The organism is Streptomyces sp. NPDC040718, assembly GCF_055593565.1.
The window spans coordinates 18,987-36,818 of the sequence record NZ_JBVIXO010000028.1 but is presented as its reverse complement, the minus strand read 5'-3'; the positions used below and the strand labels follow the sequence as shown (position 1 = coordinate 36,818).

Below are 17,832 nucleotides of genomic sequence, written 5' to 3'. Positions count from 1 at the left end.
CCCGCGGAGCGGGTTCTCACGCGCTGCGCGCGTGAGAGGTACGCGCCCTCGCTGCGCTCGGGCGGCCGGCCCTTCGGGCCAGTGGGGGCCACCGCTTCGCGGTGGCTGGTCAGTTCGCTTCGCTCTCTGACCTGCGGGAATCCGCTTCGCTCCTTCCCGCTGCGGGCTGCGCTGCGCTCCGCCCGAGGGCAGCCGCTGCGCGGCCGCGGGGCCTGGGTCGCTGCGCTCCCCTGGCCCTGGGCCCGCTTCGCGGGCGGCTGGCAACAGCGAAGGGGCTGGGCGCGGTGGGCACGGGACCGGGAGGGAACCAAGTTCTGTGTCCCTGAGTGCCCCTGACAGGCCGTCTCCAGACCTCTGAACTGGGGTGATACCGGCGGGGACATCCCAGAACAAGAACGGGACCTACGCGAGCGTACAGCCCCTCGGCCCGTCCCCCAAGGCCCCACTCACCACCAAAACACAGCAAACTGACGGACCGTCAGTTACTTGGGATGAATTCAGAACGTCGCGTCAACAAATTCAGCAGGCTTCACCAAAAACTATTGGATGGCGCCCGGAATTACGTGTCACTAGCTCCCGAAGAAAAATTCTGGCTGCCCAGAGACGGGGGACTTGCGCGGCTTGCATGCGCCCTAGGCAACCTCGACCCAGCGATCGGGGCACCCCGTGACACGGCGCCGTGTCAAGCCTTCGCGAATCTGCGCTCCAGTCGCCCCGAGGGGCCTCTGACTAGCCACGGAACGGAAATTCGCGAGAACTCGATCCCGTCCTCGATCGCTCGCAGAGTGGCCCTCGCCCAACAACCCCCGGCCCGACGCCGGGCATTCGAGAGGAACACCCATGTCCACCACGACCACCACCCAGACCCCCGAGCCCGATCCGCAAGAGCTGGCCCGGGGGCGCCAACAGCGGCTCGTCCTCCTCCTGGCGCTCACCTTCGCCCTCACGGTGCTCGGCACCGTGCTCGCCATCGGCGCAGCGCTCTTCGTCCGATGGGCGCCGGCCTGGGCCGACCCCGCCGCAGTCGGCATCGCCACCTTCGCCGCGTTCACGTCCCTGGCCCTACCCGCCCTGCTGTACCTGTCGCGCCGGTAACACCACGCAACGCGCGGGCCCGGCCACGGGAGGGACGGCCGGGCCCAGCACCTTCAGGTACGGGAGTAGCCCTCTCCCTCCTTCGAGTAGGCGTCCGTTGGCAGGATGCTCTTGAAGGGGGGCTCCATGATCAAAAAGCCGGGTTTACCCAGAAAACCTCCAGAAGAGGTGGCCGCAGAGGTTCGGGTATTCCTGACTCGCATCCACCGACGTCGGAGGCGGTTCCGAGCGGCCGACGAGAAGCACCTGCGCGAGGTTCGGAGACGCGTCGTCGAAGCCGTCTCGGCCGGCATCAGCCTCGAGGAGGTGGCCAAGACCTCCGGCTACGCGCTGAAGACGGTCTCGAAGTGGATGGCCAAGTGCCGGGTCACGGCGCAGGTGGTCGAGACCGAGGCGGCCAGGGAGAGGCTGAACACGATCCAGGCTCGGCGGCGTCGTATGGCCGCGGAGGAACTGATGATCTCGACCAAGGCCCGGTCCGTGATCCGGAAGGCCATGGGAGTGGGGATCCCGGCCACCGAGTTCGCCGAGCTCACGACCTACGAGATAGCCACTGTTGAGCGCTGGTTTGCGTCGACTCGTCGTGTCCTGGCACAGGCTCATCGCCGTCAGGAGATCGCGTCGGTCAAGCGGGGCAAGGCAAACCGGCCCCCGCAGGACCTGTCTGCCATCGAGTACGACCGGTGGCTCGTGCAGAGCGACCTGGCCCGCAAGGCCCTGTTGCGGAAGTACGGGCTCACGTCGAAGCGCCGGCGCCGTGGACGCTTCAGTGCGAGTCGGAGGCAACGTCATCTGCGCAAAGGGTGAGGTGGGTCACATGCGCGCTACGCGTGCGCGGGCGGGCGCACGCGTAGCGGCTCCACCTTTTGCTACCTGAGGGTAACCGTGCTGCTCAGCGCCCCGCCTGACGGTGCGTCTGGGGCTACTGTCGCTCTCACTCCCCAAGCGGGAGCACGCATCGGCAGGCCGCACAACTGCGGGCGCCGTCCATTCGCCAGAGGGCCTCACCAGCGAGATGAACGCCTCGGCGGGGTGCGGAGTAGCAGTCCTCGGACCACCCGGGCCGAGGAAACAAGTCGGGGCCTGCCCGTTGGAATCTTCCCGGATCGTGGCGAGCAGGCCCCCAGACCCCAGGGGTCCATCCATGACGGTACACAGCGAAGAGCAGCCTGGCAGCCGTGGAATCGAACACATGAGCAGTGAGATCGCCCGACCGCGGCGCCCAGACGCCAGGGTGAAGGTGCTCTTCGTGCTCCTGGCGGTGATGACGGGCATCGCCGGCGCCCTTGCCGCGTACATCGCGGCCACCCGCACGGGCAGCGAGGCCGATCCCATCATCTGGGTGGCCGCGACGTTCGTCGGCACGACGACCCTCGTCCTTCTGCTGGGCGAGAAGACGGGCCTCATCGAGTAGCGCGCGGGCTCCAACTCCCAGTCGCGGATCCCCGGCAGGGCAATCCCCTGCGTGGCGATCTGACGGCCGAGCAGGCCCCGCTCCGCCCGAAACCGTCCCGGCGGAGCGAAAGGCGGCGAGGGCGGCGCACAGCGCCCTCGCCGGGCCTCCCCATCTCATCGGTCGCGCTCAGAGGTTCACGTCGTTGTAGTCAATGTCCGTGAACTCCACCAAGAGGCCTTGGGCGCGGTCACCACTGCCCTGGAAGTACACGTCCGGCAGTTCCTCAGCCGCGATCCGCTTGTAGGTCGGCCTCGGAGGCCCCGGCACCCTGGGCAGCCAGCAGCCGGCTCTCGCACTCCCGTGGAAAGTGCTGGGTGATCTGGCGCATCCGACCGTCGTGCCGGGCGCGGGGCTCGATGACCAAGCCGGTCTGCTGGGCCGCCTGCTGGCGGGCGCGCTTGCGTACCTGGGACTGCCACCGGCGCCGGACGTCGCCCACCATCCGGTCGGCCAGCGCCGCTTGGGCGTACGGATCTGGTCACCGACGTACCGCTCCACCGTGCGCCGCGAAACGCCGAGCAAGCAGGGCGCAGCCTTCGTGGAGCCCTTGCGCTGGCGGACCAGGTACCGCATCTGCACGCCCGGCCCGGACGGAGGCCTATCCCTCGCGGCTCCGAGCCTATCCGCCCAGGTCAGAGCCTGGACCGTGACTCCGTCCGGTCAAGTTCAAAAGATTTTTAGAACCTCGTGTGACATCCGCAGGTTTCCCCCGCACAGGAGCCCCTACAACAAGGCGACTCCGTCACCTATCTCGCGCGACAAAGAAACATCGTCGCTGATCAGGAGCGGAGGGTAAACAGGGAGATTTATATGCGTATGAAGGGTGAGATCGCGGAGGCCGTCGAGACGGGCCTGCCCGGCGACCGCGAGGCTCGGATCCAGCAGGACGCCGCCCTGCTGAAGGAGTTGAAGGACTGCAAGTTCGAGGGACCGGCGTACGACGTGTTCGCCGACCGCCTGTGCTTGGAGAGCCTGCCGATCCTCAGGGGCATGCTCCGCAAGGGCACGCTCGCCCGCCACGCCCAGCGGCGGTGCGCGGAGCGGGGCATCGGGTTCTGGGTCCACCCCGACGACGTCAGGGCCCTGCACAGCGACCCCGCGGCCCGTGACGAGATCCTCGTCGACGTCATGGTCAACGCGTTGAAGACGTTCCGCAGCAACGCGCTGCGCGGACGCGGCTGGGACCCGAACCACAACGGTCCCAGCGGGGCCAGCACCCTACTGACGTACTTCATCGGCCAGTGCATCTGGCAGTTCCGGCGCGTGTACGTGACCTGGGCGAAGAAGCGGCTGGCCTGGGCCGAGGTGCACGCGGCGTACGACTTCTCCGAGGACGCGACGCGTAGGTACGACGGGATCGCCGGTCCGCTCCAGGCCTGCGGCCACCTGGCCGAGCCCGAAGCCATCGTCTTCAGCACCGACTTCGAGGACATCCTGGACGAACAGCCGCCCGAGACCCAGGCTGTCGTCCGCCTGACCGGCGCCGGATACCAGGACACCGAGATCGCGGACATGTTGAAGATCAGCTACGGAGCCGTACGCATGCGCAAGAGCCGCTTCCGGCGCGTCCTGTACCAGGCTGCCCGGGACCGGCGCATCTGGATCCCCAAGCAGCTCCACACGAAGACCGTCGCCGACAAGCAGCTGCGAGGTGCCGCGTGAGCGCCCCGACCACCCCCGCGGCCCCGCCCAACCCCCCGGTCCCGGCGGGACCGAACGTCAGCGCCACGGCCGAGGTGCCCTCCACGACCACTAAGGTCATGGCGATCCTGATCGCGCTCCTCTGTGGGGCGGTCGCCGCGCTCATCGCCTTCCCCCTCACCCGCCACCTCGGGGCGGACCGGCTCGTGGCGATCTGCTCGGCCGGCGTCACCTTCATCGCCGCCACCGGGCTGGTGAAGTACATCGAGGAGAAGCTCGGACTGCTGTGACCGGGCACCGGGACGCCGCCGCCCCCGCCCGGGGGCAGCGGCCCACCCGGCCGACCCGACGACCTGGGCCGAGACACCCCCGTACCCGTGCACGTACAGCAACGCGGGGCCGCCACCGATGTGGTGACGACCCCGCGGAGTGGTACCCGTGAGCAGCTGCTGGCCCGCGGGCCGGTCAGACCTTGAGCCAGCCCCCGGCCTGGGGGCGCTGGCGGGCCTTCAGGCGGCGCCACACGGACACCCACTCCTCGGTGTCCCGGATCCCGCACAGCTTCACGAAGGCGATGCACCGGTCCAGGTCGGGGATCCTCTGCGTCTCGTTGACCTTCTTGGTGTTCAGCATGTCGCTGATGGTGGCGCGGCGCAGGATCCCGTTGCTGGCGTCCTGCAGCGTGCGGAGCGACGGGCTACCAGCCCAGATGTGCACCGCGTTGAGCGCCTCCGCGAGTTCCACCGGCGTGGCGATCGGCGTCGGATCGGGCCTGCCAGCCTGGGACTGCGGCCTGATCGCCACGATGCGGTCGACCATCCGCTCGGTTCGAAGGCCCGTTCCCGTGATCCGTGCCTCCTCGCGGGCACGATGGAAGTTGTGCACCTCGTCGGACCCCCTGGGGCGGAAGCCGTAGTGCTTCAGGACCGCCTCACGTTCCGACCTAGACGCGTCCAGCAGGCCCAGCACCGGGTCGAGTCGGTCTCTTCTGGGAGTAGTCTCCCCGGTCTCCCATCGCACGAGGGTCGCAATCGGCATGCCGGCCTTGTCCGCCAGCTCTCTTAGCGTGATCCCCCTCGACCTGCGCAGGGCCTGCAGGGGTCCCTGAGGAACCTCCACTACAGCCATCAGACCTCACTACCAGACCAGGGCGCCGCGAGCGCGGCACGAAGATCATGAAGGGTCTGCTTGATCGGCTTCGTCATCTCGATGAGAACCGCAGCCAGCAGGGCGCCGATGACCTCGATGGTGTGGCCGTACACGCACAGCCACAGCATCGCGAGGGCCGCGACGACGGCAACAATCGTGCGGACGGAGTTCTTGAAGCCGAACCCGCGGTGGGTGCCAGCGGTGATGATGCAGCCCTGAAGGGCCGGGGCGGTCGGCTGGAGGACCCAGCCGCCTCCCGGCGTGGGAAGCCAAAACACGAGAAGCCACGCTCCTGACGTTGCGTTGATAGCCCGGACGGGGTGGTGCAAGGGGCTTCACAGGCCCCTGCAGCCGATCGGCGGCTGCTCCTTGAGGATGCCTCGCCACCGGATCCATGCACAACGCCGCTTTCTGGTGCGGGAGTTCGCCCAAGGGAAAGGGAACCCGTGGTTCCGATGGCGGAACTGGCACGGCGACAGGAGTCAACTGGCCTGTGCACATGTCGGGGTTTCTGCAGGCGTCCGGCACTGTCCGCAGGGGTGTCCGAGAGTGTCCGCAGCCGTCCGGGGCGCCCGCTGCGATCTGGCGATGCAGCCCGATGTAGAGACCGCTTCCATCGACACGCTGTCCGAAACGCCGTCCGGGGGTGTCCGAGGACGTCCGACACGGATGACTTAAGTAATCACCCCCCCGATAGTGGGGTTCGAAGCCGCTCCCTAGCCCGGACGGTTTGCTGGGCCGTCTGTTCACAGCAGATCCGGCCCCCCTTTTGTGATGCACTTCACGTGCATGGGAAGAGCCCGCGTCCCTGGACGCGGGCTCTTTTCGTTCCTGCGGCCCGCCGATCAGAGGTTCACGTCGATGTAGTCGATGTCGGTGAACTCGACCTGCAAGCCGTCCGCGCGGCTCCCGTTGTCGCGGAAGTAGAGCTCTCCGAGCCCGTTCGCGGCGATCTGCTGCAGCTCGGCCTCGGAAGCGCCGGCGTCCTGGGCTGCCAGCAGTCGGCTCGCGACCTCCGGCGGGAGGTGCTGCGTGATCCGCCGCATCCGCCCATCGTCCGAGGTGCCCGGCGCGGCGGTGAACCCGAACCGCGCCCGGGTGGCTACGTAGGCCACATGCAGGAACGGTTGTTGCCGGATTCTGGGAACGACCGTGGGAGGCTGCTGCGGGAAATGTTGGCGAGAAACAGGAACGGAGCCCGCGGGTGTCGCGCGACGACAGCCAGCAGAGGCAGCGCGCCGGCCAGGGTAGTGGAACGTCCTGGCTAGCTGCTGTCCTGGCGGTCTTCCCGGGGTGCGAAGCGGGCCTGGGCCGCCAGGACGGCTTCGGTGTAGCGTCCCGCCCACGCGCCCATCGCATGGATCGGGACCAGCAGTGCGAGGCCCGCCTCGGTGAGTGAGTAGTCGACGCGCGGCGGGGCCTCGGCGTACGCCGTGCGTGCGACCAGGCCGTTGTACTCGAGGCGGCGCAGGGCTTCGTTGAGGACCTTGGGGCTGATCCCGCCGATGCGGGTGATCAGCGCACGGGGCCTCATGGGCCCGCTCTCGCCGAGGATGTACACAATCACGCTGTCCCAGCGGTTCGACAGGACTTCGAAGGCCACCCTTGCCTGGCAGTCCGCGGCGTACTCGCCACCGCCCAGGTCCTCGCCCAGGCCTTGTCCGTCTGCCTCTGCCGCCGTGCCGCTCATGCGTTCATCCTGCCCGGCCCGATGCACACCGTGTGGTGTGCATCGGCGCGCCTAGCGTCTGGTCCGTCACACCTCGCACATCTCGCGACACGGACGACAGGAGCAAGCACATGCGCATCGGCATTCTTGGTACAGGGGCGATGGCCACCGCTCTGGGCGCGGCCTGGGTACGCGCCGGCCATGACGTTCGGGTGGGCGGTCGGGACACCGAAGCGGCCTCCCGCACCGCCCTGCTCACCGGCGCCTCCGGGCACGGCAGCCTCGCCGAGGCCGCGGCCCACGGGGACGTGGTACTCATCGCCGTACCGGCGGACGCCGCCCCGCAGTTGGCCAGGGAACTGGCCCCCCTGCTCGCCGGGCGGACGGTGATCGACTGCACCGTTCCCATGTCGCCAGGCGAGGACGGCCCTGCCCTGACCACGGGCGGCAACACCTCCGTCGCCCGGCTCATCGCGGACGCCGCCCCCGGCGCCCATGTGGTGAAGGCGTTCGGGGTCTGCCACGAGAGCATCTGGACCCTGGACCGGCCGGCCTTCGAAGGGTCCCCTCTGGCGGTCCCGTTCTGCACCGACCAGCCGGGCGCCGCCACGCGGGTGACGGAGGTCATCACCTCCATGGACTGCACGCCTCTGCCCTGCGGCGGGCTCGATCGCGCTGCCCTCCTGGAGGCCACTGCCGTCTTCGCCATCGGGGTCTGGTGGTCGGGCGCCGAGGCCCGCTTCGCGTTCCCGGCCCCCGCCCTCGCCCCGGGGGGCGTCGACGACTAGCCAGACCTGCCCGGCCGATCCCGCGTGGGGCTGGGGATCGAACGGGTCCTGCCAAGTCCGTTGCATCGCGCACGTGGACACAACCACGGTGCCGAAGCAAGCACCGAGGTGTTCTCAATATTCGACGACATCACTCTCCGGATGAGGCGACTGTTCCTGCGGCCGGACGACAAACGTTCTCGAAACCCGGCTACAGAGCCACCCGCTCGCCCGACGATCATCACTCAGAGTGCATGCTCCACGGAAAGTGAGCCAGAACCATCTCTCGTGAACATTCCGAGGCCCAGTGATCACCAACTGACGCCCAAACCGGCAGACAAACGCTGCTGCTGAACGTGAGCAAAGCCAGCGGGGAAAATCCAGGGGATCGGACGGCCGCGCGCTGCTACGGTCGGGCGCCATGAGCTGGCTTCCCGATGACTTCGTCCACCCCGTCCTGGTACCGCTGCCGGGCGGTGGTCATCACCTGCGGCCGATCCGGGAGGCCGACACCCCGCTCGACTATCCGGCTGTGATGGGTTCGCGCGAGCGGCTGTGGACCATCTTCGGCCCGGCCTGGGGCTGGCCTGCGGCCACCATGACCTACGAGGGCGACCAGGCCGACCTGTTGCGGCACGAGAAGGAGATCGCCGCGCACCAGTCCTTCAACTACGCGCTGTTCGACGCGGCGGAGACAGCTCTGCTCGGCTGTGTCTACATCGACCCTCCGGAGAGGGCCGGCGCGGACGGCGAGATCTCCTGGTGGGTGGTGGACGAGCTGGTGGGCGGCGAGGTCGAGCAGGCCCTCGACGCGCTGGTGCCAGAGTGGATCGCCGCCGACTGGCCGTTCGAGCAGCCGCGCTTCCTCGGCCGTGAGATCTCCTGGTCGGACTGGCTCGCCCTACCGCAGCATCCCGACACGTAAGTGGTCGTTGCCCGTACCGATCTCGAAGGCTGTCGATCGAACGGGAGTCTCGATCGAGTGACTGCGGCGGTTTCCGCGCCTGAAGCAGGGCCTCCTGGTGGCCATCCGGACCGGGTACGCCGGTATCCGTCGGACATGACGGACGCGGAGTGGGTGGCCGTCCAGCCGTTTTGCTGTCGGTGCCTGCCTCGTTCCAGGGGGGCAGTGGACAGCCCGAGGGCTGCTGTCATCGACAAGTGCTGGACGCGATCCGCTACCTGGTCGCGGGCGGGATCTCGTGGCGGGCGATACCCACGGACTTCCCCGATTGAGGCCGGGTCTACGCCTTCATCCGCCGCTGGCGCGAGCACGGGCTGATCGCCGAGTCACGACCGGCTGCGCCGTGTGCACCACGACATCACCCTCGTGTGGGCCGACGGCGGCTACACCGGCGGCCTTGTCGGCTGGTGTCGGGAGAAGCTCGCTCTGACCTTTGACAGTCTGGCGCCAGAACCGTCACCGGCAGCAGCTGCTGTTGTCCCAGCCCCGCACACTGAGCGAAAGGCGCCGGCAGCCGTAGTCTCGACCTCGTTACGCGCGCTCTTTCCTGGATCGACAGGTGTGCGCGTTTACAGGCGCCCTGACTGCTACTGGCTCCAACCAAGGCACACCCCAGGGACATTGCGGGTCACGTTGGCGCGTGCCCCGCGCGGCGGCCGATGAACGTACCGTGATGCGTGCATCGGCCTTTGCCGTGCAGCAGCTGATCCCGGACTCGCAGCTGTTCGACTGTGCAGGGCGGCCTCGGGTCGGGCGTGCTTCATTTTTTGGTCTGGATAGAAATGGGATTTGAAGGCGTGAGCCCTGGTCTTGGGGGTGTCTGCCGCAGCCGCGGCCGTTCGTGATGAGCGGCGCCTTTCCCGTCTTGGCAGGGCTGTCGGGTTTCGGGTCAGGCTTGTCGGGGTGGGAAGGCGTACGTGACTCCGGTGAGGTTCTCCGACAGGTCCCACAGGCGGCGGGCGGTTTCGGGGTTCTTGGCGGATTCGGTCGGCTGTACGAGGGTGGGGTGGCCCTTGGACTCGTTGCGGCCGTCGGGGCCGATGAACTGGCCGCCCCGGGCGTGCGGGGAAGCGGCCGCGTAGAGCTGGTTGAGCGCGCCCGTCCCGACGTCCTGGGCGACGAGCCGGTTGGTGACCTTGAGGATCGACCTGAGCAGCCCGGTGGGTCCGGAGGACTGGAGGTTCGTGGCCGAGTAGCCGGGGTGTGCCAGGAGGCTGTGGACCGGGGCGGCGCTCGCGCGCAGTCGGCGGTCCAGTTCCAGGGCGAACAGCACGTTGGCGTACTTGGACTGGGCGTAGAAGCCGCGTGGTGAGTACGAGCGGGCGCCGTCGAGGTCGTCGAAGTGGATGGCGCCGTTCTTGTGCAGGGTCGAGGTGACCGTCACGACGCGCGGGTCCCGGCCGGCTCGCAGCCGGTCCAGCAGGAGGCCGGTGAGGGCGAAGTGTCCCAGGTGGTTGGTGGCGAACTGGGACTCGAACCCCTGCTTGGTGAGGGAGCGGGGCGGCATCATGATCCCCGCGTTGTTGACGAGTACGTCCACGGGCGTGTCGAGGGCGTCGGCGAACGCGTGGACCGAGTCCAGGTCGGCGAGGTCCAGGGGGCGCAGCTCCGCGGAGGCTTCCGGGAGTTCGCCGCGGAGTCTGTCCAGTGCGGCTCTGCCCTTGTCGGCGTTCCTCGCGGTGAGGATGACGTGCGCGCCGCGGCGGGCGAGTTCGCGGGCGGTGACGTAGCCCAGGCCGCTGTTGGCGCCGGTCACCAGGACCGTGCGGCCGGTCTGGTCCGGGATGTCGTCGGTCGTCCATCGGGTGGTCATCGTGCGCCTCCTTGCAGGTCGTCGACGCTCGCCGCCAGCAGGCGGTGGAGGTGGGCGCGGTCGACGGGGAGCTTGCGGATGGAGTGCAGGGCGGCGAGGCCGTGCGCGGTGGCCCAGATGCGGGCGACGCGGTCGTCGTAGGGGTCCGTGGTCCCGAGGGCGTCCGCGATGACCGCGCCGACGGCGTCGCCCTCGGTGACGGTCTGTGCGGCGGGTACGTGGACGCCGCCGAGGCCGTACATGACCTGGTAGAGGTCCGGCTCGTCGAGGGCGAAGTCCAGGTAGGCGGCGGCCGCGGCCTGGAGGGACGTACCGCTGGAGCGCATGCCGGCGGCGAGGCGGACGAACCCGTCCTTGACGAAGGCCAGCAGGATGTCGTCGCGGCCCTTGAAGTAGCGGTAGGCGTAGTTGGCGGAGTAGCCGATCCGGTCGGCCAGCCGGCGCATGCTCACCGCTTCCCAGCCCTCGGCCTTGGCCAGGTCGCGGGCGGCTTGCAGGATTTCGGTGCGTGCTGCGGCGCGTTCGCGCTCGCGGCGCTGCTGGGAGGGGGAGGGCTCGCGCTCCTGCGGCGGGGGTGTCACGACGTCGCCGCCTCTGCCGGGTCCTGCGCGCCGGCGGGCGCGAGGAGGCCCAGTTGGGTGAAGAACTCGAGGGTGTTGAGCTCGTCCCAGTGCTCGACCGCCATGCCGTCGTGGACCCGCCAGATGTCCAGCGACCGCATTTCCACCGTCCGTCCCGTGGGCTGCTCGCCGAGCAGCGATCCGAGGTGGGTGGCGCGGTAGGTGAACCTGCCGACGACCCGGTCGCCGTCGGTCAGGACGTCTTCGAGGGTGACGCGGGTGTCGGGGAAGGCGGCGAACCAGCGGCCCCAGAAGGCCCGGTTGGCCTCGCGTCCGTCCTCGACGTAGGGGTTGTGGTTGACGTACTCCTCGGCGACGAAGCCGTCCACGGCGTCGGGGTCGTGACCGTTCATCAGGGCGGCGAACGCGTGCGCGACAGTCGGGTGGGACATCGGTTCCTCCGATCGACGATGTGGTTACACCGTACACAATGTGTACGGTGTAACCAATAGAGAACCGGATCGGTTCTTCATCGGGGGAACGGCTTGGGGCCGGTCGCGGTGACCGACAGGTCCCAGAGCCTTGCGGCGGCGTCCGAGGCGTCGAGGTGGACGGCGAAGAGGGAGTTGGCGGTCTTCGCCTGCCCGTAGGCCGGCCACTTGTCGTAGCCGGTGCGGAAGTGCGGTCGTGCCAGCGGATGTCGGTCAAGGTGTGTCCGGCCGAGCTGTTGACGACCACGCGGGCGCCGCCGGCGGCGGCCGGGAGCGGATGGAGCTCGCAGGCGAGGGTGACGTGCCCGAGGTGGTTGGCGGCGAGCTGGCTCTCCCAGCCGGCCCGGCGGCGATCAGGGCCCCGGTGGTCTCCAGGCCGAGTCCGGAGTAGCCGCCGGTCACGACGGCGCTCGCGCCGGAGAGCCGCCAGGGCCAGCGGATCGGAGCAGTCGAGTGTTATCGCGCACAGCTTCATCCGCAGGGGCACGTCACCTCCGGGTCGACGGGTGCCCACCGTACGGCGGCCTGCTCCCGTTGTAGGGTGTCGGCGGTGGGTGGATACCGGGATGAGACCAGGGCCGGCTATGACGGGGTCGTCGAGCTGTACGCCTCCTTGTTCGCCGATCGGCTGGAGACGCGGCCGTTCGCGCGGGCCATGGTGGGGACCTTCGCCGAGCTGGTACGGGGCGCGGGGAGGCTGCGGGTGGCCGATGTCGGGTGCGGGCCCGGGCATCTGACGGCTCTGCTGGACGATCTGGGGCTGGACGCCTTCGGGGTCGATCTCTCGCCGGGCATGGTGGACCACGCCCGGCGGGCGCATCCGGCTCTGCGGTTCGACGAGGCGCGGATGGAGGCCCTGCCGGTGGAGGACGGCGCGCTCGGCGGGGTGCTCGCGCACTACTCGATGATCCACACCCCGCCCGGGGAGCTGCCCGCGCTGCTCGCCGAGCAGCTGCGCGTCCTGGCGCCGGGGGGCTTGTTGCTGGTCTCGTTCTGCGTGGCCGAAGGAACGGAGCCGGTCCGCTTCGACCACAAGGTGGCGCCCGCGTACAGCTGGCCGGTGGACCGGTTCGCCGAGGTGCTGGCCGGGGCCGGGCTCGTCCCGTTCGCCCGGCTGGTCCACGGTCCTGCGTCCGAACGGGGCTTCCTCGACGCGCACTTGCTGGCCCGGGCCGACGGGGTCAGGGGCTGACGTCCCAGCGGGTGACCTCGCCGCTCTCCTGTGCGACGTACAGGGTTCCGTCGGGGGCGAAGGCGAGGCCGTGGGGTTCGCAGTCGGGGGTGGGGAGGGGGAACTCGGTGACGTCGCCGTCCGGGGTGACGCGGCCGATGCGGCCGGTGGCCCATGCCGTGTACCAGCAGGAGCCGTCCGGGGCCACCGCCACGGCGTGCGGGCGGCACTGGGGTTCCGGCAGGGGGTGTTCGGTGATTCCGGCGGGGGTCAGGCGGCCGATGCTGCCGGTGCCGATCTCGGCGAACCAGAGGGTGCCGTCCGGGGCCGCGGCGAGGCCGACGGGGGCGGCGCCGGGGGTGGAGGGTGGTCTCGCCGGTGGCGGTGGTCCGGGCGAGGGCGTTGCCCTGGTTGAGGGTGCACCACAGGGCGCCGTCGGCGGCGGTGGTGACGAAGGACGGGAAGGAGCCGTCGGGGAGGGCGTGTTCGGTGAGTTCGCCGGCCGGGGTGACGCGGGTGACGGTGGCGGTGTTCAGGGTGGTGAACCAGACGGCGCCGTCCGGGCCGGCGGTGATGCCGTACGGGCCCGGGGCGGTGCCGGGGAGGGGGTGGCTGCGGGCTTCGCCGTCGGGGGTGATGCGGCCGATGCGGTGGTCGCGGTTGCGGGTGAACCACAGGGCGCCGTCGGGGCCGGCGGTGATCAGGGTCGGTCCGCAGTCGGGCGAGTCCAGGGGGAACTCGTCGGTGCGGCCGTCGGGGGTGAGGCGGGCGATGCGGCCGGCGTGGACCAGGGTGCACCAGATGTTGCCGTCGGGGCCGGTGGTGAGGGCGTAGGGGCCGGCTCCCGGGGTGGGGAGGGTGTACGTGTGGATCAGGCGGGTCAAGGGGGGCCTTTCGGTGGGTGAGGGAGGGTCAGGCCGCGGTGGCGGGGGCGCGGAGGACGAGGCGGTCGCCCTGCCAGCGGGCGCACAGGCGGCGGTCGTGGCTGACGACGGCCACGGCGCCGGGGAAGGAGGCGAGGGCCTCGTCGAGTTCCTCGGCCAGCGCGGGCGAGAGGTGGTTGGTCGGCTCGTCCAGGAGCAGGACGTCGGCGGGTTCGGTGACCAGCCGGGCGAGGGCGAGCCGCTGCCGCTGGCCGGCGGAGAGGGTGCCGACCGGGGTGGTGAGCCGGCTGGGGGCGAACAGGCCGAGCGACAGCAGCTGTTCGGTGTGCTCCTCGGGCGTGCCGGGGCGGCCCGCGGCGAAGGCCGCGAGGAGCGGGCGGTGGGCCGGGCCCGGGTGGGTCCGCTGGGTCAGCAGTCCGGTCCGGGCGCGGCGTACGACGCGGCCCCGGTCGGGGGTGAGGGTGCCTGCCAGGACGCCGAGCAGGGTGCTCTTGCCGGCTCCGTTGGGGCCGGTGATCAGGAGCCGGCCGCCGGCCGGCAGGGCGAGGTCCACGGGTGCCAGGCGGCCCGCCAGCGACACGCCGTCCGCCGTGAGGGCCGGGCCCTGCGGGGTGGCGGTGGCGGTGGTGCGCGGGACGGCGGTGAACCGGAGCGGGTCGGCCGGTGCGGGGACCGGGTGGGCCAGCAGGCGGGCGAGGCGTTCCTCGGCGTTGCGGACCCGGCCGGCCAGGGACTTCTGGACGCGGCCGGCGGCGCGGTCGTAGGCCATCTTGTTGCCGTCCTTCATGGCCCGGCCGGGGGCCACCTCGCGGGCGGTGACGGCGGCGGATTCCCGCAGCCTCTCGGTCTCCTCGCGCCATGTGGTGTGGGCCTGGGAGCGGCGCTTCCGTTCGGCGGCGCGGCCGGTGAGGTAGCCGGCGTAGCCGTTGCCGTAGCGGACCGTGCGGTGGAGGTCGCCGTCGACCTCCAGGAGGGCGGTGGTGACGCGTTCGAGGAACCGGCGGTCGTGGGAGACGGCGACGGTGATGCCTCGGCGGGCGCGGAGGTGGTCCTCCAGCCAGGTCAGGGCCGTGTGGTCGAGGTGGTTCGTGGGTTCGTCGAGGAGCAGGACCTCGGGGGCGGAGGCCAGCAGAACCGCGAGGCGCAGGCGGGCCTGTTGGCCGCCGGAGAGTTCGCCGGCGGTGCGGTCGCGGGGCAGGCCGAGCAGTCCGAGGCCGTGCAGGGCGCGTTCGGTGCGGGCGTCGGCGTCGTGGCCGCCGCGCAGTTCGAAGGCGGTGAGGAGGTCCGCGTAGGCGGTGAGGGTCTCGTCCGCGGTGTCGCCGTCGGCCATGCGGGCCTCCAGGCGGCGCATGCGGTCTTCCATGGTGCGGAGTTCGGTGGGGGAGCGGTCGATGACCTGCTGGACGGTGAGGTGGGCGGGGAGGTGCTCCTCTTGGGCGAGGTAGCCGATGCCTCCTTCGGCGCGGACGGTGACGGTGCCGCTGTCGGGGCGTTCGGCTCCGGCGAGCAGGCGGAGGAGGGTCGACTTGCCCGATCCGTTCTCGCCGACGATGCCGAGGCGGGTTCCGTCGGTGACGGAACAGTGGACGGAGTCGAGGACGGTGCGGCCGGCGTAGGACTTGCCGAGGTCAGTCGCGGTGAGCTGTGCGGTCATGGAGCGGCTCCGGGTATTCGGGGGCGGGCGGGAGGGCGGCGTGGTGGCGGGAGCTGCGGGTGAGGATCATCAGAGACTCCTTATAGCGACTAATGTTGCTTTAAGATCGTTCCATGGATGCTGCTGAGCACGCAAGCGAGGGTTCCGGCCATGAAGATCATCTGGATCCGGCCATGCCGCGGCGCCGGACGGGCGGCCGCAGCGCGCGGGTCCGCGCCCAGGTCCTGGCGGCGGTGGGCGAGCTGCTGATCGCGGGCGGGTACGACGGGCTGACGGTCGACGCGGTCGCCGAACGGGCGGGTGTACACCGCACCACCGTGTACCGGCGCTGGCGCGACGTCGGGGGCCTGCTGGCCGACGTACTCGACGCCGCGTCCGACGACACGTGGAGCCCGCCGGACACCGGGTCGCTGGAGGGGGACCTCACCGCGCTCAACCAGGAGGTCTACGAGGCCCTGGCGGGCGGCGGGCCCAGCCTGACCGCGGCGCTGATCGCGGCCGGATTCCGCTCGGCCGAGGCGGCGGGCGCCCTGGCCCGCTTCTGGGAGGACCGTTACGCCCGCTGCGCGGTGGTCGCCACCCGCGCCGCCGGGCGGGGCGAGCTGCCGGGTCCGGCGGACGCCCGCGCGCTGCTGGTCGCGGCGACCTCCCCGCTCTACCACGAGCTGCTGCTCCTGCGGGCGGACCCGGACCCGGCCCTGCCCGGCCGGGCGGCGGCGGGTGCCGCGGCGGCGGGGCGGGCGGGCGTCTACGGGGTCCCGGGGGCCTGACGGCGGGCTGGTGGCGTCCGCCGCTCGGGCCGGGGGTTCACGGGGTCTCGTCCGCGGGCGCGGCGAAGGTTTCGGGGCGTGCGCCGGAGAGGAGTGCGTAGCCGCGCTCCAGGGTCCTGGTGAAGGCGGCGGGGTCGCTGATGGACATGACGTGCGGGCCGCGCACGTGGAACAGGCGGGCGTATCCGCCGCCGGCTCGGACCGCTGCGACGAACTCCCTCTCCTGGGCGCGGAAGAGGGTGTCGCCGAGGCCGTTGACGAACAGGACGGGGAGCCCGCAGCGGCCGGCGACGTCGAGGAAGTCGCGCCGGGTGAGGTCTTCGACGACTTCGGCGACGGCGTGCACGGCGAGCCCGCCGCGCATGACGGCCTCGTGGCTCTCGGCGGGCAGCCGCCGCCTGAGCGCCCGGCAGTCGAGGCGGGCGGCGCGGTCCGGGCCGAGTGCTCCGACGACGCGGGCGGCGCCGCGGTAGATCCGGCCGGTGAACCCGTCGGGCCGGGCGGTCGAACCCTGGACGAGGACTGCGGCGGCGGTGGCGGGGTGTGCGGCGCCGTAGGCGAGGGCGGCGTACCCGCCGAGGGAGGCGCCGGCCACCAGGGGACGCCGGCCGGTGGCCAGGGCGGCTTCCTCCACGGCGTCGCCGACCCGCGCGACCGCCTCCTCGAGGCTGAACGGGCGGTCGCGCCGGGTTCCGTGTCCGGGCAGATCGGGGGCCGTGATCCGGAAACGGGGGGCCAGCCGGCGGGCGTGGGGGTCCCACATCCGGGCGGACAACCGGATCCCGTGGACGAGGACCAGCGGAATGCCGTCGGGTGTTCCGGCGGTCCAGATGCCCGGACGGCCCGGGGCGGGACGGAGTCCGGTGACCGCGGCCGCCGGCCGGTGTGCGCTCATGCTCTCCCCCTGGCAGGTGCGGCGTCCTCGTCCAGGGGCGGAAGCACCCCGGAATGCGCCGCAACGTTGCGTTGCATATTAGGGGTGGGGGGCCCATATCACAACGCCACGTTGCGTTGCAGTAGGCTGGCCCTCCCACTCGTACGGAAGGGGCCAGGGGTGACGCAGAGACAAGACGGAGAGCGCGGCGGGCCGCGGCGCAGGGCCGAGATCTTCACGGCCACGCTCGACATGCTGGGCGACCTGGGCTTCGACTCCCTCACCATCGAGGGGGTGGCCCAGCGCTCCGGGGTCAACAAGACGACCATCTACCGCTGGTGGTCGTCCAAGACGGAGCTGCTGCGGGACGCACTGCTGCACTCGCACGTCCTCCGGTTCGATCCGCCCGACACCGGCAGCCTGCGCGGCGACCTGACCGCGCTCGCCGAGCAGGTGCAGCACCTGCTGGACGACGAACACCGGCGGACCGTCGTCGAGGCCGCGCTGGTCGGGGCGGTGCGCCACCAGGCGATGCGGGACCTCGTGGTCTCCTTCCTCGACGACCGCTTCGGCCGCCACCAGCCCCTGTTCGAGCGCGCGGTGGCCCGGGGCGACCTGCCGCCCGACGCCGATCCGGCGCCGCTGGTGGACGCCTTGGCCGGAGCGCTGTGGATGCGGATCCTGGTGCGGCGGGGCGCGGTCGCCGACACCTACACCCGCGACCTCGTCGGGATCCTGATGGACGGGGTCGCCGCGGGCGCCGGGCGTTCCGGCGCACCCGCTCCCCGCCCCCCGGCGGGCTGACACGGACCCGGCAACCGCGGATCCTCCCCGGCACCGTGCGGCTTTTGGTAGGACACACACAAAACTCAGG

20 protein-coding genes and 2 pseudogenes are annotated in these 17,832 nt (G+C 70.9%); 11 read left to right on the top strand and 11 right to left on the bottom strand.

The genetic code is table 11. The features are described from left to right. Positions 1–840: 840 nt before the first annotated feature. The 5 genes from ACZ597_RS35055 (at position 841) to ACZ597_RS35035 (ending at position 4,482) form a co-directional block, all read left to right on the top strand. Entirely contained in the window at positions 841–1,095 is a 255-nt protein-coding gene (locus tag ACZ597_RS35055; protein ID WP_471339353.1) for a hypothetical protein, read from the top strand. Positions 1,096–1,221: 126 nt separating this feature from the next. Continuing rightward, positions 1,222–1,902, top strand: a complete 681-nt coding sequence (locus ACZ597_RS35050; protein WP_471339351.1) for a hypothetical protein — start codon at positions 1,222–1,224, stop codon at positions 1,900–1,902. Between the two features lie 385 nt (positions 1,903–2,287). Beyond that, positions 2,288–2,509 carry a hypothetical protein gene (locus ACZ597_RS35045; RefSeq protein ID WP_471339349.1) on the top strand — a complete coding sequence of 74 codons (222 nt, stop codon included), beginning with the start codon at positions 2,288–2,290 and terminating at the stop codon, positions 2,507–2,509. Between the two features lie 852 nt (positions 2,510–3,361). Then, the gene (locus ACZ597_RS35040) at positions 3,362–4,213 is read left to right on the top strand and encodes an RNA polymerase sigma factor (protein ID WP_471339347.1); all 852 of its coding nucleotides are present in this window, start codon (positions 3,362–3,364) and stop codon (positions 4,211–4,213) included. Further along, complete coding sequence (locus tag ACZ597_RS35035; protein ID WP_471339345.1) at positions 4,210–4,482, top strand: hypothetical protein; 273 nt, start codon at positions 4,210–4,212, stop codon at positions 4,480–4,482. The genes ACZ597_RS35040 and ACZ597_RS35035 overlap by 4 nt, the downstream gene beginning before the upstream one ends. A gap of 175 nt (positions 4,483–4,657) precedes the next feature. Here the strand turns inward: ACZ597_RS35035 and ACZ597_RS35030 are convergent, their stop codons facing one another. The 4 genes from ACZ597_RS35030 to ACZ597_RS35015 all read right to left on the bottom strand — a co-directional run bounded on the left by ACZ597_RS35030 (position 4,658) and on the right by ACZ597_RS35015 (position 7,031). Next, positions 4,658–5,320, bottom strand: coding sequence for a helix-turn-helix domain-containing protein (locus ACZ597_RS35030; RefSeq protein WP_471339343.1), 663 nt, complete (start codon positions 5,318–5,320; stop codon positions 4,658–4,660). Then, complete coding sequence (locus ACZ597_RS35025) at positions 5,320–5,619, bottom strand: hypothetical protein (protein ID WP_471339341.1); 300 nt, start codon at positions 5,617–5,619, stop codon at positions 5,320–5,322. The genes ACZ597_RS35030 and ACZ597_RS35025 overlap by 1 nt, the downstream gene beginning before the upstream one ends. 567 nt (positions 5,620–6,186) lie before the next feature. Further along, a complete protein-coding gene (tpg, locus tag ACZ597_RS35020) occupies positions 6,187–6,456 on the bottom strand; it encodes a telomere-protecting terminal protein Tpg (protein WP_471339339.1) in 270 nt (89 codons plus the stop codon). Positions 6,457–6,605: 149 nt separating this feature from the next. After that, positions 6,606–7,031 carry a winged helix-turn-helix transcriptional regulator gene (locus ACZ597_RS35015; RefSeq protein WP_361680115.1) on the bottom strand — a complete coding sequence of 142 codons (426 nt, stop codon included), beginning with the start codon at positions 7,029–7,031 and terminating at the stop codon, positions 6,606–6,608. A 32-nt stretch (positions 7,032–7,063) separates the two neighbouring features. On the opposite strand from ACZ597_RS35015, the gene ACZ597_RS35010 reads away from it, so the two are divergent. The 3 genes from ACZ597_RS35010 to ACZ597_RS35000 all read left to right on the top strand — a co-directional run bounded on the left by ACZ597_RS35010 (position 7,064) and on the right by ACZ597_RS35000 (position 9,013). Continuing rightward, complete coding sequence (locus tag ACZ597_RS35010) at positions 7,064–7,798, top strand: NADPH-dependent F420 reductase (protein WP_471339337.1); 735 nt, start codon at positions 7,064–7,066, stop codon at positions 7,796–7,798. A 400-nt stretch (positions 7,799–8,198) separates the two neighbouring features. Continuing rightward, the gene (locus ACZ597_RS35005) at positions 8,199–8,702 is read left to right on the top strand and encodes a GNAT family N-acetyltransferase (RefSeq protein ID WP_471339335.1); all 504 of its coding nucleotides are present in this window, start codon (positions 8,199–8,201) and stop codon (positions 8,700–8,702) included. Positions 8,703–8,851: 149 nt separating this feature from the next. Further along, complete coding sequence (locus ACZ597_RS35000) at positions 8,852–9,013, top strand: transposase (RefSeq protein WP_471339333.1); 162 nt, start codon at positions 8,852–8,854, stop codon at positions 9,011–9,013. Between the two features lie 617 nt (positions 9,014–9,630). Here ACZ597_RS35000 and ACZ597_RS34995 read toward each other — a convergent pair. The 4 genes and pseudogenes from ACZ597_RS34995 to ACZ597_RS34980 form a co-directional block, all read right to left on the bottom strand. Further along, the gene (locus tag ACZ597_RS34995) at positions 9,631–10,554 is read right to left on the bottom strand and encodes an oxidoreductase (protein WP_471339331.1); all 924 of its coding nucleotides are present in this window, start codon (positions 10,552–10,554) and stop codon (positions 9,631–9,633) included. Continuing rightward, positions 10,551–11,135 carry a TetR/AcrR family transcriptional regulator gene (locus ACZ597_RS34990; RefSeq protein ID WP_471339329.1) on the bottom strand — a complete coding sequence of 195 codons (585 nt, stop codon included), beginning with the start codon at positions 11,133–11,135 and terminating at the stop codon, positions 10,551–10,553. Before ACZ597_RS34990 ends, ACZ597_RS34995 begins: the two co-directional genes overlap by 4 nt. Next, positions 11,132–11,566 carry an ester cyclase gene (locus tag ACZ597_RS34985; protein WP_471339326.1) on the bottom strand — a complete coding sequence of 145 codons (435 nt, stop codon included), beginning with the start codon at positions 11,564–11,566 and terminating at the stop codon, positions 11,132–11,134. Before ACZ597_RS34985 ends, ACZ597_RS34990 begins: the two co-directional genes overlap by 4 nt. 149 nt (positions 11,567–11,715) lie before the next feature. Further along, positions 11,716–11,963, bottom strand: a pseudogene (locus tag ACZ597_RS34980) (oxidoreductase); the annotation flags it as partial. Between the two features lie 192 nt (positions 11,964–12,155). Between ACZ597_RS34980 and ACZ597_RS34975 the strand changes: the two are divergent. After that, positions 12,156–12,797, top strand: coding sequence for a class I SAM-dependent methyltransferase (locus ACZ597_RS34975; protein ID WP_471339324.1), 642 nt, complete (start codon positions 12,156–12,158; stop codon positions 12,795–12,797). Here ACZ597_RS34975 and ACZ597_RS34970 read toward each other — a convergent pair. Together ACZ597_RS34970 and abc-f are read right to left on the bottom strand one after the other, a co-directional pair. Continuing rightward, positions 12,787–13,660, bottom strand: a pseudogene (locus ACZ597_RS34970) (Vgb family protein). The gene ACZ597_RS34975 and the pseudogene ACZ597_RS34970 overlap by 11 nt on opposite strands. Positions 13,661–13,688: 28 nt before the next feature. After that, positions 13,689–15,314 carry a ribosomal protection-like ABC-F family protein gene (gene abc-f, locus ACZ597_RS34965; protein ID WP_471339322.1) on the bottom strand — a complete coding sequence of 542 codons (1,626 nt, stop codon included), beginning with the start codon at positions 15,312–15,314 and terminating at the stop codon, positions 13,689–13,691. A gap of 173 nt (positions 15,315–15,487) precedes the next feature. On the opposite strand from abc-f, the gene ACZ597_RS34960 reads away from it, so the two are divergent. Then, the gene (locus ACZ597_RS34960) at positions 15,488–16,084 is read left to right on the top strand and encodes a TetR/AcrR family transcriptional regulator (protein WP_471339320.1); all 597 of its coding nucleotides are present in this window, start codon (positions 15,488–15,490) and stop codon (positions 16,082–16,084) included. Between the two features lie 37 nt (positions 16,085–16,121). Here ACZ597_RS34960 and ACZ597_RS34955 read toward each other — a convergent pair whose 3' ends face one another. Further along, a complete protein-coding gene (locus ACZ597_RS34955) occupies positions 16,122–16,979 on the bottom strand; it encodes an alpha/beta fold hydrolase (protein WP_471339318.1) in 858 nt (285 codons plus the stop codon). A 159-nt stretch (positions 16,980–17,138) separates the two neighbouring features. On the opposite strand from ACZ597_RS34955, the gene ACZ597_RS34950 reads away from it, so the two are divergent. After that, on the top strand, positions 17,139–17,762 hold the full coding sequence (locus ACZ597_RS34950; RefSeq protein ID WP_471339316.1) for a TetR/AcrR family transcriptional regulator: 624 nt from the start codon (positions 17,139–17,141) through the stop codon (positions 17,760–17,762). The last annotated feature ends 70 nt before the right edge of the window (positions 17,763–17,832 follow it).

Excerpts from the sequence above, each read along its gene's own strand:
- ACZ597_RS34995 (WP_471339331.1), bottom strand. The coding sequence starts at position 10,554 with ATGACCACCCGATGGACGACCGACGACATCCCGGACCAGACCGGCCGC.
- ACZ597_RS34985 (WP_471339326.1), bottom strand. The coding sequence starts at position 11,566 with ATGTCCCACCCGACTGTCGCGCACGCGTTCGCCGCCCTGATGAACGGT.
- ACZ597_RS35045 (WP_471339349.1), top strand. The coding sequence starts at position 2,288 with ATGAGCAGTGAGATCGCCCGACCGCGGCGCCCAGACGCCAGGGTGAAG.
- ACZ597_RS35040 (WP_471339347.1), top strand. The coding sequence starts at position 3,362 with ATGCGTATGAAGGGTGAGATCGCGGAGGCCGTCGAGACGGGCCTGCCC.
- ACZ597_RS34960 (WP_471339320.1), top strand. The coding sequence starts at position 15,488 with ATGCCGCGGCGCCGGACGGGCGGCCGCAGCGCGCGGGTCCGCGCCCAG.
- ACZ597_RS35005 (WP_471339335.1), top strand. The coding sequence starts at position 8,199 with ATGAGCTGGCTTCCCGATGACTTCGTCCACCCCGTCCTGGTACCGCTG.
- abc-f (WP_471339322.1), bottom strand. The coding sequence starts at position 15,314 with ATGACCGCACAGCTCACCGCGACTGACCTCGGCAAGTCCTACGCCGGC.
- ACZ597_RS35055 (WP_471339353.1), top strand. The coding sequence starts at position 841 with ATGTCCACCACGACCACCACCCAGACCCCCGAGCCCGATCCGCAAGAG.
- ACZ597_RS35030 (WP_471339343.1), bottom strand. The coding sequence starts at position 5,320 with ATGGCTGTAGTGGAGGTTCCTCAGGGACCCCTGCAGGCCCTGCGCAGG.
- ACZ597_RS34955 (WP_471339318.1), bottom strand. The coding sequence starts at position 16,979 with ATGAGCGCACACCGGCCGGCGGCCGCGGTCACCGGACTCCGTCCCGCC.
- ACZ597_RS35050 (WP_471339351.1), top strand. The coding sequence starts at position 1,222 with ATGATCAAAAAGCCGGGTTTACCCAGAAAACCTCCAGAAGAGGTGGCC.
- ACZ597_RS35015 (WP_361680115.1), bottom strand. The coding sequence starts at position 7,031 with ATGAGCGGCACGGCGGCAGAGGCAGACGGACAAGGCCTGGGCGAGGAC.